This window comes from Dysgonomonas gadei ATCC BAA-286, assembly GCF_000213555.1.
GTDB lineage: Bacteria > Bacteroidota > Bacteroidia > Bacteroidales > Dysgonomonadaceae > Dysgonomonas > Dysgonomonas gadei.
On sequence record NZ_GL891985.1, the window covers coordinates 63,255 to 79,784 of the forward strand.

Annotated in this window: 14 protein-coding genes; 9 read left to right on the forward strand and 5 right to left on the reverse strand. The window is 39.2% G+C overall.

Annotation, left to right across the window (positions count from 1 at the left end; genetic code table 11):
- Nucleotides 1-92: 92 nt before the first annotated feature.
- Nucleotides 93-512, forward strand: coding sequence for an rRNA maturation RNase YbeY (ybeY, locus tag HMPREF9455_RS12795; RefSeq protein ID WP_006800127.1), 420 nt, complete (start codon nucleotides 93-95; stop codon nucleotides 510-512).
- Nucleotides 513-516: 4 nt separating this feature from the next.
- Nucleotides 517-1,440, forward strand: a complete 924-nt coding sequence (locus HMPREF9455_RS12800; protein WP_006800128.1) for a YeiH family protein — start codon at nucleotides 517-519, stop codon at nucleotides 1,438-1,440.
- Nucleotides 1,441-1,676: 236 nt separating this feature from the next.
- Here HMPREF9455_RS12800 and HMPREF9455_RS12805 read toward each other — a convergent pair whose 3' ends face one another.
- Complete coding sequence (locus HMPREF9455_RS12805; RefSeq protein WP_148401903.1) at nucleotides 1,677-2,120, reverse strand: hypothetical protein; 444 nt, start codon at nucleotides 2,118-2,120, stop codon at nucleotides 1,677-1,679.
- 271 nt (nucleotides 2,121-2,391) lie between these two features.
- On the opposite strand from HMPREF9455_RS12805, the gene HMPREF9455_RS12810 reads away from it, so the two are divergent.
- The 3 genes from HMPREF9455_RS12810 (at nucleotide 2,392) to gltA (ending at nucleotide 6,636) form a co-directional block, all read left to right on the forward strand.
- Nucleotides 2,392-4,050: a tetratricopeptide repeat protein gene (locus HMPREF9455_RS12810; protein WP_006800130.1), complete on the forward strand. Its 1,659-nt coding sequence runs from the start codon at nucleotides 2,392-2,394 to the stop codon at nucleotides 4,048-4,050.
- 262 nt (nucleotides 4,051-4,312) lie between these two features.
- Nucleotides 4,313-5,095 (forward strand): sulfide/dihydroorotate dehydrogenase-like FAD/NAD-binding protein, encoded by a 783-nt coding sequence (locus HMPREF9455_RS12815; RefSeq protein ID WP_006800131.1) that lies wholly within the window; start codon nucleotides 4,313-4,315, stop codon nucleotides 5,093-5,095.
- Between the two features lie 68 nt (nucleotides 5,096-5,163).
- On the forward strand, nucleotides 5,164-6,636 hold the full coding sequence (gltA, locus tag HMPREF9455_RS12820) for an NADPH-dependent glutamate synthase (protein ID WP_006800132.1): 1,473 nt from the start codon (nucleotides 5,164-5,166) through the stop codon (nucleotides 6,634-6,636).
- 93 nt (nucleotides 6,637-6,729) lie between these two features.
- Here the strand turns inward: gltA and HMPREF9455_RS12825 are convergent, their stop codons facing one another.
- Nucleotides 6,730-7,773: a hypothetical protein gene (locus tag HMPREF9455_RS12825; RefSeq protein ID WP_006800133.1), complete on the reverse strand. Its 1,044-nt coding sequence runs from the start codon at nucleotides 7,771-7,773 to the stop codon at nucleotides 6,730-6,732.
- A gap of 803 nt (nucleotides 7,774-8,576) precedes the next feature.
- On the opposite strand from HMPREF9455_RS12825, the gene HMPREF9455_RS12830 reads away from it, so the two are divergent.
- From HMPREF9455_RS12830 to HMPREF9455_RS12845, 4 genes are all read left to right on the forward strand, one after another.
- Nucleotides 8,577-9,140, forward strand: a complete 564-nt coding sequence (locus HMPREF9455_RS12830; protein WP_044216307.1) for a YdeI/OmpD-associated family protein — start codon at nucleotides 8,577-8,579, stop codon at nucleotides 9,138-9,140.
- A gap of 387 nt (nucleotides 9,141-9,527) precedes the next feature.
- Complete coding sequence (locus tag HMPREF9455_RS12835; protein ID WP_006800135.1) at nucleotides 9,528-11,309, forward strand: biotin/lipoyl-containing protein; 1,782 nt, start codon at nucleotides 9,528-9,530, stop codon at nucleotides 11,307-11,309.
- Between the two features lie 124 nt (nucleotides 11,310-11,433).
- Complete coding sequence (locus HMPREF9455_RS12840) at nucleotides 11,434-12,195, forward strand: DUF5040 domain-containing protein (protein ID WP_083820972.1); 762 nt, start codon at nucleotides 11,434-11,436, stop codon at nucleotides 12,193-12,195.
- Nucleotides 12,195-12,821: a 4'-phosphopantetheinyl transferase family protein gene (locus tag HMPREF9455_RS12845; protein WP_006800137.1), complete on the forward strand. Its 627-nt coding sequence runs from the start codon at nucleotides 12,195-12,197 to the stop codon at nucleotides 12,819-12,821. The genes HMPREF9455_RS12840 and HMPREF9455_RS12845 overlap by 1 nt, the downstream gene beginning before the upstream one ends.
- Before the next feature lie 18 nt (nucleotides 12,822-12,839).
- Here the strand turns inward: HMPREF9455_RS12845 and pepE are convergent, their stop codons facing one another.
- The 3 genes from pepE to eno all read right to left on the reverse strand — a co-directional run bounded on the left by pepE (nucleotide 12,840) and on the right by eno (nucleotide 16,142).
- A complete protein-coding gene (gene pepE, locus HMPREF9455_RS12850) occupies nucleotides 12,840-13,547 on the reverse strand; it encodes a dipeptidase PepE (protein ID WP_006800138.1) in 708 nt (235 codons plus the stop codon).
- A 133-nt stretch (nucleotides 13,548-13,680) separates the two neighbouring features.
- The gene (locus HMPREF9455_RS12855) at nucleotides 13,681-14,709 is read right to left on the reverse strand and encodes an N-acetylmuramoyl-L-alanine amidase family protein (RefSeq protein WP_006800139.1); all 1,029 of its coding nucleotides are present in this window, start codon (nucleotides 14,707-14,709) and stop codon (nucleotides 13,681-13,683) included.
- A 137-nt stretch (nucleotides 14,710-14,846) separates the two neighbouring features.
- The gene (eno, locus tag HMPREF9455_RS12860; protein ID WP_006800140.1) at nucleotides 14,847-16,142 is read right to left on the reverse strand and encodes a phosphopyruvate hydratase; all 1,296 of its coding nucleotides are present in this window, start codon (nucleotides 16,140-16,142) and stop codon (nucleotides 14,847-14,849) included.
- Nucleotides 16,143-16,530: the final 388 nt, after the last annotated feature.

Genomic DNA, 16,530 nt, shown 5'->3' on the forward strand with positions numbered 1-16,530 from the left:
TCGGATTCGTATTGCTTTTCCCGATATTTTCTTGCTCCTGATTTTATTATGATTTACCTTTGTAAAATCATTTCTCTAATCAAAAATCGGTTATGGCGATAATATATCAGGCGGAAGAGGTAAAACTACCCTCTATAAAAAAGCGTGAGACCACAAGCTGGATAAAATCCGTAGCGGCTTCTTATAAAAAAAGAGTCGGGGATATTTCCTTTATTTTTTGCTCCGACAAGAAAATCCTGGAAATAAATAATCAATATTTACAGCACGATTATTATACAGATATAATTACCTTCGATTACACTGAAGGTGAGACTATTTCCGGAGATATATTCATAAGCCTGGATACAGTAAAGAGTAATGCTGAAAAATTTGAGACAAATTACAACGAAGAAATTCACCGGATTATAATACATGGAATCCTTCACCTGTGCGGGATCAATGACAAAGGCCCCGGAGAACGTGAATTTATGACCGGGTGCGAAAACAAAGCACTTAAAATGCTGGAGGAATAAAATCATGCAAAAATATCTGGGTAAATTATATTACATCATTCCTATCTGCTGTCTTTTCCCGTTCTTCTCCGCTCCTTTGGCCCTGTTTATCGGTATATTGCTTGCTATCTTCTATAAAGGGGAAGAGGTCGTAAAGACAGGAAAACTAACAAAATATCTACTACAGGCATCAATTGTATGCATGGGATTTTCCATGTCGGTACACGATGTTGTGCAAACGGGAAAAACAGGATTTATGATCACCGTTGTCTCTGTCGCCGTCACCATGGTTTGCGGTATTATTCTCGGAAGATTTCTTCAGGTACAGAAAAATACGACTATGCTTATTTCGGGAGGGACCGCTATCTGCGGAGGAAGCGCCATAGCAGCGATAGCACCTGTATTAGGGGCAAAAAACAACGAAATAAGTTTTTCTCTGGCTGTGATATTCGTATTAAATGCCGTGGGACTATTTATATTTCCCGTGATCGGACATTTACTGGAAATGGATCAGACGCATTTCGGTTATTGGGCCGCCATTGCCATTCACGACACCAGTTCTGTAGTCGGTGCCTGCTCTGCATATGGGGAACAAGCCTTACAGGTAGGTACTACCGTAAAACTTACCCGTACGTTATGGATTATCCCTTTAGCTTTGTGTATCGCATTCTTCAATAAAAACAAAGCATCTAAAATAAATATCCCCTGGTTCATCTTCCTATTCGTCGTTGCTATCATTATAGGTAATTATATACCGGGAATGGCCGAGACTAACGATCATTTGAGCTGGCTCGGGAAGAAAGGGATGATGGTTTCTTTATTTTTCATAGGCACATCCATAAATATGAAAGAGGTAAAGGAAACAGGTGTGAACACATTCCTGTTGGGTATAATCTTATGGATCATAATCGCCGTTCTTTCGTATTGCTGGATCCGCTTTGTTTTCTAAGAAACTGTTTTGAGTTATATCTATATCGCCAGTCTGTTTTGAACCGTTTTTAAGATAGATTTTAGCGTTTATTCCGGAATAATTCAATAGTCTCTAAAATGCAAAAGGGCAAATCTGTCCAGATTCACCCTTTCCATAGCTATTTGCAAGTAGCTGTTGCAAAAGACTTCCCCAATAATAAATTGTAATTGTAAGTAAGCTAAGTCTTGCGGGAAAAGTATCTTTGCCTAATAAACCTAACGTATATCGAATTCTCCGACAGCAATATTTGTTCCTGTTGCATCTGATAGAGTAATAGTATAACTACCACTATTCCACCCGGAGGTATTTATCTCAACTTTAGTATTAACACCATCGGGTGTAAATTGCCGTAAATAAACCGGCATACCTGCGTTATCAACAATTTTGATATTTATCTTTCCGTAAATGAACAGATTGACCTTTAAACCAAAATTACTTTGATAAATCTGTACAGGCTTAAACAGAGATACAGTCTTGCCGGCATCTGCCATCCTTGGTCTATTGGATCCTGTGAGGATCTTTACTGTAATTTCCCAGTCAACATCATCATCATTCACACTTAGGATGTAATAACTATTCTTACTATTGAACGAATACATATACGTGTTTATAATAAATGAAACAACCAAAACCAAAAAACACAGATAAATCTTTCTCATAGCCACAAGTAATTGCAAGGTTGTCTTTCTCTGTAAGTCTGATACAAAACTAATGGATGAAATAAACAAATGCAATGTTTTTTTGAATGATATAGATTTTTAAAAGTCCTATTTTACTTATATATTTAATAATAAAATGATTATAGTTTAAAATATATTATTTTATATAGATTTTTTCTTAGAATAATTATGTCATATTCCTTGTTTTGAAACCTTTTTTTGATTAACTATGAAGTCATTTTCAACAATTATCCTTCGAATGATTAAAATTATGTATAGAAATATTGGGTTTATATTCATGTTATGCGCTGCATTTTCATCATGTGATCCGAATGGAAATAAAGCAGAAGAAATATTAAGCAGGGCGGAGGTACTTTTAGAGCAAGACCCCAATGAGGCACTACAGATACTCAACAATGAGATCGATCCTAAGCATCTGGATAAAGAACTCTGCAACAAATATATACTTCTGAATATACAAGCCAAAGACAAAGCATTGGAAGATATAACGAATGACACTATAATCTTTGAAACAAAGAAATATTACGAAGATAAAGGCGATATGGAAAATACAGCCATAGCTTCCCTATACAGTGGATATGTTCTGGCCGCACGAGGAGACACTCAAATGGCTATGAGTACATACTTAAATGCTGAAACTTACGCAAAGGAGAGCGACAACAACGCCCTTAAGGGACTGATAGAAGTTTACATAGGAGACCTTTATCAGGATCAACTTTTGAATGACGAAGCAATTCTCAAATATAGACAAGCGATTCCACATTTCAATAAAGCGGGAAACTATAAGAATGAAATCATAGTCTATGACAAGATAGGTTCCAACCTGCTTATGAAAGGAGATATGGATAGCAGCTTCTACTATTATAATAAAGGTCTATCTCTGGCCAAGGCACACAACGACTCTATAGAACAAGCCTTTATTATTCGCAACATGGGTTTCGCTCTCGGCAGCGTTGGCAAACGGGACCAAGCCAGAGCATATTTCAGGCATTCGATACCTTACTTAAATGATAATGAAGAGGTAGCAAGAAACTATCTCAACATAGCTTATTCATTCGACGATGAACAGAACAAGGACTCCACATTATTCTATATCAATAAATCACTGACGTTGATAGAAGGGTATGATAACCACCCGTTAAAATTAATAATCTATCAACTACTGGCCAAGACAGCGGAAAAAGACAAAAACTATCAACAGGCATTGAGCGATTATAAAGAATATACCGCACTCCTGAAAAAGATGCTCAAAGACACAAATAATCATATAGCTCTTGATGTACAGAAAAAGTATGACATCGAGCTGTTACAGAACGAAAACAACCGGCTTCTTATTCAGAGACAAACAGCATTTCTCATTATATTGCTGATGTTTATACTTATTCTGGCTATGAACTTTGTTTTTTACCGGAAGAGAATTAAAGACAAAGCGGCACTGGCTGTTGCTCAGGAAAAAATATTCCAAATGCAGGAGATGGCCGATAACATTGATGAGAAAGAAAACTCCTTCCGAAAAGTTTTATTCCAGCACTTCGATATCTTCAAAAAGGTCGCTTTACTTAAAACAGAATTGAAAGGAGAGGAAAAGAAACATGGTCAGAAACTATTGAAAAAGGTAAACGAAATCGTTTACAATCAGGAGAATCTTGACTGGAATAAATTATTTGATATAATGAACCAGCTATATAAAGGCGTTCCGGATACAATTCGAAAAAAGTATCCTCAACTCGACGAAATTGAAATCCGCATATGTTGCCTTGAATATGCAGGGCTCAGCAACAATGAAATAGCTATCATACTGGAATTCAGCATCAACACTATTCAGATGAAAAAATCTGTTATCCGTAAGAAATTGGAAATAGAAGGTTATGGAAACATTGTCGAATTTTTTCACAAAAACTTAAACTAACAAATTATATGATATTTTATAGCAGATAATGACTTAGTAAATAAACTTTGTCGTAACTTTGCACGTCAGGCTTGAAAAATATCTTGACAAAAGAATTATTTTAAACCCTAATCACATATTTTTTCGATGAAAAGGCTGCATTTTGATATTTTAATAGCCCAATCTCTATTTTTTTAATATAACACGTAAAGAGGTAAATTGTTTATAACACTAAAAAAACTAATCATAAAATCTAAATAGTCTCTTAAACTAATATTCTGGAATGAATAAAATTGTAGACAAAGAGTATTTCTCTGAAAATGTAGTAAAGTTTGAGGTAGAAGCACCTCTGATAGCACGAAGTCGTAAAGCCGGGCACTTTGTAATTGTACGGGTAGGCGAAAAAGGAGAGCGTATTCCTCTCACAATTGCCGCTTCTGATGTGGCCAAGGGTACGATAACGATAGTTATACAGGCTGTAGGCGCATCATCTAAAAAGATTTGCGACCTCAACACAGGTGATTATATCACAGATGTTGTAGGACCTTTGGGACAAGCTACCCACATCGAGAATTACGGCACCGTAATATGTGCTGGCGGTGGTGTTGGTATTGCACCTATGCTGCCTATTATAGAAGCCATGAAGAAGGCCGGAAATAAAGTAATTTCAGTTTTGGCTGCACGTACAAAGGATCTGGTGATCCTCGAAAAGCAGGTTGCCGAGTATTCCGATGAGGTAATTGTTATGACAGACGACGGTTCGTATGGATACAAGGGTTTGATTACAAACGGAATCGAGATGGTAGTAAATAGGGAGAAGGTAGACCTGTGTGTAACCATAGGACCTGCCATTATGATGAAATTCGTATCCCTTCTTACCCAGAAGTATAATATACCTACAATGGCCTCCCTGAATACTATAATGGTAGACGGAACAGGAATGTGTGGTGCATGCCGTATCACCGTTGGAGGTAAAACCAAGTTTGTATGCGTAGATGGTCCGGAATTCAATGCTCACGAAGTTGATTTCGATGAAATGTTGATGAGATTGAAAGCATACAATTAATCAGAGGACTAAAAACAAACCATAAGACTAACAACCATAAGCCAATAGCGATCAGCGAAATATAAGTTATGACAGAACAAGAGAACATACAGGCAAGACGTAGTGAACCTTGGAGAGACGAACTACGCAGAGGCATGAAAGCCAAAGAGCGTGGCGACAGGCCTCGTGTGCATATGCCGGAACTGGATGCCGAATACAGAAGCCATTCATTGAAGGAGGAAGTTAATCTGGGATTAACAAAGGAGCAGGCAATGTTTGAAGCTGCACGCTGCCTCGATTGTGCCAACCCTACATGTATGGAGGGTTGTCCGGTAAACATACAGATACCTTCATTTATTAAGAATATTGAGCGGGGAGAATTCCTCGAAGCTGCAAAAGTACTGAAAGAGACCAGCGCCTTGCCTGCCGTTTGCGGACGTGTATGTCCACAGGAAAAACAGTGCGAAGCAAAATGTATCTATATACAAAAAATGAAAAAAGAACCTGTTGCTATCGGTTATCTTGAACGATTCGCAGCAGATTACGAACGCGAAAGCGGGCAAATGTCCTTACCTGAACTAGCTCCTGCCAACGGTATTAAAATCGCAGCAGTAGGGTCAGGACCTGCCGGTCTGGCTTTTGCCGGAGATATGGCGAAGCTGGGATATGACGTCACTGTATTTGAAGCATTACACGAGATCGGTGGTGTATTGAAATATGGCATACCCGAGTTCCGTCTCCCTAATGAGATAGTGGATGTTGAAATAAATGTCCTTCGCGAAATGGGTGTGAAGTTCATCAACAATTGTATAGTAGGTAAAACTATTTCGCGTGAGGATTTACTGAACGACGGATTTAAAGGAATATTCGCTGCCAGTGGCGCCGGATTACCTAATTTTATGAATATTCCGGGAGAGAACCTTATCGGCGTGATGTCATGCAACGAGTTCCTTACCCGTGTAAACCTTATGGATGCATCAAATCCGGAAAGTGACACTCCTGTGCAGATGGGTAAAAAAGTTGCTGTCATAGGAGCAGGGAACACAGCCATGGACGCCGTACGTACAGCGAAACGCTTAGGCGCAGAAAAGGCATATATTGTATATCGTCGTTCGGAAGAGGAAATGCCGGCACGTATCGAAGAAGTGAAACATGCCAAAGAAGAAGGTATAATATTCCATACTCTACACAATCCGCTCAGATACGAAGGGGACGAAAATGGACGTGTACAGCGTATGCTTCTTCAAAAAATGGAACTGGGTGAGCCTGATGCTTCGGGACGCCGTAAACCGGTTGCTATCGAAGGTGCAACCGAGTGGTTCGATGTAGACCAGGTAATTGTGAGTGTGGGAGTTTCTCCTAACCCATTGATTCCATCTACATTCAAAGGACTAGAGGTCACTAAATGGGGCACAATCGTTGTAAATCAGGAAACCATGCAATCCGCCCTGCCGGAAGTATATGCCGGAGGAGATATTGTACGTGGAGGAGCAACCGTAATCCTTGCCATGGGTGATGGAAGAAAAGCCGCCGCAGCAATGGATAAAGCGCTGAAAGGATAAGAGATCTAATTACATATAAAGAGTCCCTGGTGATAAGAATCAATAGGGACTCTTTTTATTTAAAAGTATATTCTAATACAGATCCGTGACTATTCAGGGTTCTGCGACATCGGGCAATACGATGAAATGACCATTCAGGTGGTCAATTGTCATTTCTACCTTCTCAGGCTGATTGCTCAGCACCGGAATGATGGCTACTCCGAGAAGCCCTCCTACTATCCCGGCAGCAATTCCCGCGCCAACATATGCTCCCATATCTATTCTTATATTACCGTCATTCAAAAACTTAAATTCATCTTTCACCTTATACACAGGGATATAGCTTTTATTACTGGTGATATAAGGCTGCCCATCAACCACTACAGCATAAAAATCCTTAGGATTGAGCTTTTTAAGTTTGTTTTGCTCATTGAGTTTTTTTATTTCCTTTAAGTTATTACTACTATCAAATTTAGGAGTAAGTTCATCTGCTATCGGAGTCTGATTTGCAAAAGAGGTGAAATCCGGATAAATGCCATCTATATACGTATCGGCACTGTAAAGCTTCATATTATTTTTCTCAAAAAAATCAATATTATGAATATCTGCCAGCAAAAAGGGAGCTTCATCTGTTCTTTTGCTAACTAGGTTATCCGAAATAAATGTAGTAATAATACCGGATGAACTTTTTATCAGTTTACCGGTAACATCCATTGCTTTAACTGTAAGTAATGTATCGAGGGTGGCTATGAGATAATAATCCGGGTATTCTTTTTCATATAAACTCATACGGACATGACAATATCCGGTTTCACTCATCGCCTTGGTTATTTCACTAAAATTCAGGTTGCGCAATTGCAGCAACAATGTTTTGTGTTGTGCCGTTTCATTTGTAATACTATTTATGAGGGAGTCGAATTGGTGCGCAAAAGGAATCTGGTCTACCAAATATGCATAATTATTGAGCATTCCCGTTTGTACATATCCAAGATCTTCTTTGTATAATCTTGAGTCGAGGAATTCTATGTTGTTATATAAACTGTTCTCTACAACATTTTCAGGCATTACAAGATTAAAAGCTTTAGTGCGCTTGTCTTGTGCCATAATGCCGATGATAAATACATAGGCTAACAAAGTCAGTATAAATAGTTTTTTCATGGTAGTTATTAATTACTTACCAAAGATAATATAATACTCAAAATACACAAGAGCCTGTTTGAATTTTCCAGGGTAGAGAGATTTAATCTTTTTGAAAAAGTTTATCTATGTATTTTGAAGTATACTAGTTATCACTTTACTAGTTTACAAGAAAAAGAGTTCTTTGAAATAATTAATTAGCAAATAAGTGAAATAGTGTAACCTTTGTTACCTTTTATTTTTAACCACAGAGTAAACGGAGTAGCACGGAGTTTTTAGAAGAAAAAGAGACAATAAAAATTGTGTGAAAAGTCGTCAGGTTTGTCAGGTTTTGTACATAAGCTATCGGCTAACAGCTATCAGCTAATAGCTAAAAGCTGTTACCTTTGTTACTTTTTAACCACATATGGTTAACAGATGCAAAAACAACAAGATAAAAACAATAAAAAACTGTCAGATGTGTCAGATTTTAACCAAATATAGTTAATAAACGTAAATAAAATGATGAGCGATGAATTTTAAGTAGTGGGTAATGAGTTGAAAGTTATATGAGATACGGGTAGACAAGACACGAGATACAAGTTGTTAACTGATGACTGTTAACTGAAAAAAGTGTTACTTTTGTTACCTTTTGAAGGAAGATACGAGATGCTCTGTTCAGCAAGCTAATTATTAATTTTTCATTCTTAATTATTAATTACTTTCTGTGTTACCTTTGTTATCTTTATTGTGCTTTAGCATCTCCGGGTGAGAATACCGGCATATAAATGCTGCGTTATTATGAAAGTAAAGGCAGTATAATAATTAGTTTGAATGATCCTGTTATGTCAATAGAAATAAAGTACTTTGAAAATAGAAAAGATTGGCGAAAGTGGCTAACCGACAACTTTGAGACTGCCAATGAAATCTGGTTTGTATTCCCCACGATATCATCGGGCAAAAAAAGTATTATATACAACGATGCCGTTGAAGAAGCACTTTGTTTCGAATGGATTGACAGTACGATAAAGTCGCTTGATAAAGAACATAAAATTCAGCGTTTCACGCCCAGAAATTCTAAAAGTACATACTCACAAGCCAACAAAGAAAGACTTAAATGGTTATTGGAAAATAAAATGGTACACCAAAAATTTGAGGATAAAATACGAAATCTCTTGTCTTACCCTTTTATTTTTCCAAATGATATCACCGACAAATTGAAAGGAGATGATATAGTATGGAAAAACTATCAACATTTTTCCGACACATATAAACGTATCCGGATTGCATACATTGAGGCAGCAAGGAAACGACCGGAAGAATTTGAAAAGCGATTAAACAACTTTATCAATAAAACAAAAGAGAATAAAATAATAACAGGATTTGGTGGAATTGAAAAATACTATTAATCTGAATAAAGTGCTAAAAGTGTTACATGTGTTACTTTTTCAAACTGTAGATATACTATAAGCTGAAATAAAACCAAATAGCAATTATTCTTCCATTCATTACAAAACCCTTATTGATCAAAAAATAAGATTTATCAAACAAAAAGACTGCTCACTTTTACCTTCTTTGTGCAAGCCTTACAGATAGGGGATGAAAAACGGAAATATTACGCTTTTTTTATGACAAATTGATAATTTTAATAATTATTTTATTCTTTTATTCAGATATAAAAACTTAAATTTGTGAGGCAATCAATAGATTGATATACAGTTGGTGAATTAACAGATTTTAGAGTCTGCATAAGCCGTTTTATGCTACTCTTTTTCAATATAACTCTAAAAACAGTCATGGGAAAAGAAATTAAATTTAGCCTCGTTTATCGTGACATGTGGCAGTCATCCGGAAAGTACCAGCCGCGTGTTGACCAATTAACACAAATTGCACCTGTAATCATCGATATGGGCTGTTTTGCCCGTGTTGAAACAAACGGTGGTGCTTTCGAACAAGTAAACCTGCTTTATGGTGAAAACCCCAATAGAGCGGTTCGCGAATGGACAGCGCCGTTCAACAAGGTCGGTATACAGACTCATATGCTCGAACGCGGACTGAATGCTCTGCGCATGTATCCTGTTCCGAAAGACGTGCGTCGCCTGATGTTCAAGGTAAAACATGCTCAGGGAACAAACATCTCCCGTTCTTTTGACGGGTTGAACGATCCCCGCAATCTGGAGTTATCGGTAAAATATGCAAAAGAAGCAGGTATGATTTCCCAGACTGCTCTTTGTATCACACATTCCCCGATACACACTGTTGATTACTATGTAAATTTCGCTGATAAACTGATTGATTTCGGAGCAGACGAAATCTGCTTAAAAGATATGGCCGGAGTAGGCCGCCCCGCTTTCCTCGGTAAACTTGTAAAAGCATTAAAGGACAGACATCCGAATATCCCTATCGAATATCACGGACATACAGGCCCCGGATTCTCCGTTGCGTCTATGCTCGAAGTTGCAAGAGCTGGGGCTGATTATCTGGATACTGCTATCGAACCATTAGCTTGGGGAATGGTACATCCTGACGTTATCACAATACAGGCCATGCTGAAAGATGCCGGCTTCTCTGTTCCTGATATCAATATGAATGCATATATGGAAGCTCGTGCTCTGACACAGTCTTTCATCGATGACTTCTTAGGCTACTGGATCGACCCATCCAATAAGTTCCTGAACTCTCTGCTTGTAGGCTGTGGACTTCCGGGTGGTATGATGGGCTCTATGATGGCTGACCTTCGCGGTATGCATTCTGCTATCAATATGGCACTTCGCAACAATGGAAAAGCCGAAGTAACACTGAACGACCTTGTGGTTCAGCTATTCGAGGAAGTAGAGTATATATGGCCTAAACTTGGTTATCCGCCATTGGTAACACCATTCAGCCAGTATGTGAAGAATATCGCACTGATGAACATCTTTGCTATGGCTCAGGGACAACCTCGTTTCTCAAATATAGACAAAGACAGTTGGAACATGATTCTGGGTAAAACCGGTACTCTTCCGGGCAAACTGGATGATGAAATCATTGAACTGGCCAAGTCTAAAAATCTTGAATTCTATACCGGCAACCCTCAGGACGAATATCCTGATGCGTTGGATACATACCGCAAGGAAATGGACGACAACGGATGGGATTATGGCCAGGATGATGAAGAACTGTTCGAACTCGCAATGCACGACCGTCAATACCGTGACTATAAGTCCGGTCTGGCTAAAGAACGTTTCAATGAAGATTTGGAGAAACAGAAGGAAAAAGCCGGAGCTCCTATTATCGTTACACGTCAGGTAATTGAAGTACCTGCATTCGACGCAGAAGCTATTCAGGCAAAATACCCTGATGCAAAACCTATTCAAGCTACAGTAAGCGGCCAGGTGATCTGGCAGGTGGATGTAGATGATGTATCTACTGCTCCTGTAATAGGTACAGAGGTAAAAGAAGGCGATGTTATCTGCTTCGTTCAGACTTACTATGGCATAGAAGAAGTGAAGGCTCTTTCTTCCGGTAAGGTCATCCAGATAGAGACTAAACAAGGTGCAAAGGTTCAGAAGAACCAAGTACTGGCATACGTTAACTAATATTCCACAAGTATACTTGGGAAGGAGTTTTATAACAATAGAGCTCCTTTCTCTTTTTATGTCATTTACATAATTAAAATAAGCAGCAGTGAAGAAAGTAGTACTTTGTCTATCGCTGATCCTTATGATATTCTCAAACGCACAGTGCAAGGATAGAAAAGGAGAAGCAGGAAAAGGAGAATATAATAATAAATACACTATCCTATTGACCGGAGCATCTTTTGCCTCATCGAACAACGGCTGGTTCGAACTGGCCTGCAAACAACTGAACGCGAAACCGATCAATACTGCCATAGGCGGCACAGCGATCTCCGATGCCGCAAACCGGATGGCTAAAGGGGAACTATATACCCAAGAAGAACTTGAGGACATAGACGCATTCGTTATCATGCATGTTCACGACGAGAATGTTGCCGATACAGCCGGACTAAAGCAGAATTACAAAGATTATCCTGTCCCATTCGACCGTTCTAACTATGCGGCAGCATACGATTATGTGATCAAACGCTACATTACCGAATGCTATAATCTGAAGTTCGACAAAGACTCTAAATACTATGGTACAGAAAACGGCAAGCCTGTCGTAATCGTTATGTGTACCCACTGGCACGATGCCCGTACCATTTTCAATCCGGCTATTCGCAAACTAGGGGAAAGATGGGGATTCCCCATCGTGGAATTCGATAAATACACCGGTTTTTCACGAAACCATTTGCACCCTGTTACCGGAAAGCAATACAGCATATTATACGCCCATAATAATGAGACAATTAACGGAGAAGAATTTGGCTGGCATCCCGACGAAGGACAGGATAAATATATTCAGCAACGTATGGCTGCCATCTTTGCTGAGTTGATGGAAAAAGTTTTACCTTTGAAACCGTAATGCTTTACTACAAGGAATATATAACCGCAGCTACACTGATAGGTGTATGGAAAATAGGAGAGACCAGGGAAGAACTTCTCTCGGCCTTATCTCATCATAACTGGGTTGAGAACATATATTCCATCAAGTCCGAATCCCGTGTTTTGGAAATACTCTCTGCCCGGCTATTGATCAAAGAACTGGCAGGTGAAGAAAAGCAGGTATATTACAACCTGTCGGGAAAACCTTACCTGACAGACAAGTCGTTCCATATAAGTGTATCACATACCAAAAAATTCGTTGCTGTAGCCATTAACAGAGAAAAGCCAATAGGACTCGATATAGAACAGATATCCGATAAGATAAAGCGGGTACAAAGCCGCGTCATAGGGAAAGATGAATACATAGATAAGGATAACGAACTGGTGCATCTCCTCCTGCATTGGTCAGCCAAAGAAGCTATGTTCAAATTTCTGGATGCGGACAGTATTGATTTCAGGGAACATCTGTTTGTCGGAAATTTTATCCCCGGACAGAAAGGTATATTCGAAGCATCGGAGTACCGTACAGGTTCAGGGCATCAGTTCACAGCTTATTACAAAGTGGAACCAGACTTTGTGATGGTTTGTCTGGAGGAGCAGAACTGACCCCCCAGACCAATACCTTTATTTCATCAAGAAGTTAAAATCATCTTTATCAGTCAGCTCCTTTGGTTCCTGACCATATTTAAATATGCGGCCAGATCTTTTCCCTATCAGCTTCAATACATCTCCTTCCAGATTGAGCATCGTTGCTTCACGCAAACCGACTACATATACATCTTGATTTTCGGTGATAAACTCGTTAATACGCACTTCTCTGGTCTCTCCCCCATGATTGGAAGGATGATCATCCAGATAATGAGGATTGATCTGGAAAGGAACTAAATTAGCTACATCAAAACCTTTAGGGTCGATAATAGGCATATCATTCGTCGTACGCAATGTAGGACAAGCTACATTTGAACCCGCACTCCATCCAATATATGGTGTTCCGCCCTTTACCTTTTTATGGATAATATCAATCAACCCATTATCACGCATCATACGTACGAGCTTCCATGTATTTCCACCGCCAACTATAATAGCTTCAGCTTCTTCCACAGCTTTCTTCGGATCATCGTAATGATGGATACCAACCACACTGTGTCCTATCTCTTTGAAGCGGTTATTTACTTTTTCTTCGTACTCATCATAAGAGAAAGTCACCGCCGCATAGGGAATAAACAGTGCCTTAACCGATTTCTCTCCTAAAAATTCTTTGATATTGTACTTCGGATAGTCCAGATAAGCTTCTCCGGGATTGGTCGAATTGCTGATTAATAGTAATCTCATAATAATAACGTTTTTCACAAATATACGAAACTATTTAAACTTACAGAAGACGTACGCTGTTTTTCAAGTCCCATACTCCCCTTGGAGCTTGGAGATAATAAAAAGTTGAATAACTGATAGAATAAAAGCAAGATTACTTCCCCTTCTTCCAGTTCTCATAATCCGTAATGAATCCTCGGCACATCCAGTTTGCCAGAGCCTGACGATTATTTGGATCTAAAAATCTACGCTGATCGAAACTGTTTTGAATATTACCGAGTTCGGCATAAATACCCACAGGTGTAGTCTTATCCAGCATAAAAAGGCTGCGCTCGCCAATCGTCCCCGTAAAACCCCGGCTTGGCTGATGCTTATCGTAATGGCTTTCGAAAGTGGTTCTCATTGTATTCGCCAGCTTTTTACCACCACTGCTTTTAGGCGCCCAGTAAAAAAAGACATCCAGTTGCTGTTTCTGACTACGACTATCCACATGGATAAAAACAGCCCTTTTATATTTCTCTTTCGTCCTTTTCGCCAGACTGTTTATCTTATCACTCCGTTGCTGCAATCTTTTTACCTGATTGAGTGGAATCACGTCACCCATACAGGTCTCACGGTCACTGTTCGAAAGATACCTGTCGTCCCGGATACCATCCACCGCATCCTGTATAATCATATGCACCGTCGCTCCCTCTTCGAGCAGGGCTCGGGCAAGCCGCAGGGTTATATCATAGGCATATTCATCTTCGTGAAGTTCATAACCGTCAACCTTGCCGATAGCCCCCGGATCAGGGCCGCCATGTCCACTCGAAAGATAGAAACACGTACCTTTCAGCTTATTCGATTTAACTGTATATTCCTGATACTTGCTTCCGAACAGCTTGTTCACACGTGTTTGCCCTGATTGAGTGCTGACAGAAGAGTTTGTCTCCTGAGATGCAGAACTATTATCGCCCGACAAAGGAGGCAAAGTATATGTAACTCCCATCAATAAAGAGTTCTTGCGCCCGAATTTACCTTTATTCAGCTCCAGAAACTGCTCATATTGAACGCTGTTCCGGTTGTTCCTTTTTAGGAATGCCTTCACTCCTTCACCGCTTCGCGGGGTAGCCTTATCGTTCTGGGAGAAAACGCTGATATATGAAATAGAGAAGAAAAGTAATAAAATATAAATCTGATTCATAAGCTTGAACTGTCTGTCTGAGGAAGAAACAATAGCCTTCCCGCATAGGCTTACACAAATATATGCAGATTCATATAAAAATCAAAAACCGATGTCTTTTCAGACACCGGTTTTCTATAATATTAAGAATTGACTTCTTATTTTTTGCGTTGAACGCGTTTCCAGCCATAAACAGCTTTGTCGCCAAGTTCTTCTTCGATACGGAGAAGCTGGTTGTATTTAGCCATACGGTCTGTGCGGCTAAGAGAACCTGTTTTGATCTGTCCTGAGTTAGTAGCAACGGCGATGTCAGCGATGGTAGCATCTTCTGTTTCACCCGAACGGTGAGATGTTACGCTTGTATATCCTGCACGGTGAGCCATTTCGATAGCATCCAATGTTTCGGAAAGTGTACCGATTTGGTTTACTTTGATAAGGATAGAGTTAGCACATCCGCTTTCGATACCTTTTTGAAGGAAGTCAACGTTAGTTACGAACAAGTCGTCTCCTACAAGCTGAACTTTGTCACCGATAGCATCTGTAAGTTTTTTCCAGCCATCCCAGTCGCTTTCGTCCATACCGTCTTCGATAGAGTCGATAGGATATTTTTCAGTCAGTTCTTTAAGGAATTTAACCTGGTCAGCGATTTTGCGTTTTGCACCGCCTTTTCCTTCAAATTTACTATAGTCATACACTTTAGTTTCTCTGTTGAAGAATTCAGAAGCAGCACAGTCAAGAGCAATAGTGATGTCTTTTCCGGCTTTGTAACCTGCATCTTTGATTGCTTTAAGGATAGAATCCAAAGCATCTTCAGTTCCGTTAAGAGCAGGAGCGAAGCCACCTTCATCACCTACCGCAGTGCTAAGGCCACGGTCGTGAAGCACTTTTTTTAATGAATGGAAAACTTCAGCACCCATTCTCAAACCTTCTTTGAATGATTTTGCACCTACAGGGCGGATCATAAATTCCTGGAATGCGATAGGAGCATCAGAGTGAGAACCACCATTGATGATGTTCATCATCGGCACAGGCAGCGTATAAGTGTTAGTACCGCCGATATAGCGATACAAAGGAAGTTCAAGATAATTAGCAGCAGCTTTAGCTACAGCAAGAGAAACACCAAGAATAGCATTAGCACCAAGTTTAGATTTGGTTTTAGTTCCGTCCAGTTTAAGCATTTTACTGTCGATTCCTCTTTGGTCAAGAGAAGATTCACCTAGTAAGGCAGGAGCTATTATTTTGTTTACATTATCTACGGCTTTAGTTACACCTTTACCTCCATAACGTTTTTTGTCACCATCGCGAAGTTCCAAAGCTTCGTTTTCTCCTGTTGAAGCACCTGACGGTACAGCAGCGCGGCCAAGTATACCGCATTCAAGGGTTACATCAACTTCAATTGTAGGATTTCCTCTTGAATCCAAGATTTCACGTGCGAAAATTTTCTCGATTCTCATTGTTTTTATTTGTTTAAAAATGAATAATGTATTTCGTTTTTTCGTTTGTTAGAGTCTGTTTAAATTTTATAGCTGAACTTTTTTATAATTATTTCGAGATGAATTTTTTGATTTTCACTTGCAGAACCAACGGTCAGCGGAGCTAATTAGCAGGCTAAATCAAAAGAAAAAAGTAAAAAAGACGCTCAAAAGAATACAAAAAAGTAGCTAAGATTTAGTTAAAAGAGCCAACGGAAAAATTTTCGCTAAAATTTAAACAGGCTCTTAAATTTGACCCACAAAATTAGTCTTTTTTCTTGTATTTAAAGAACTAATAAGATGGAATTTATAGGTTTTGTATTTTTTTAAACAGCCATTCATCATTTACTATACCTATAAAGTAAGATAC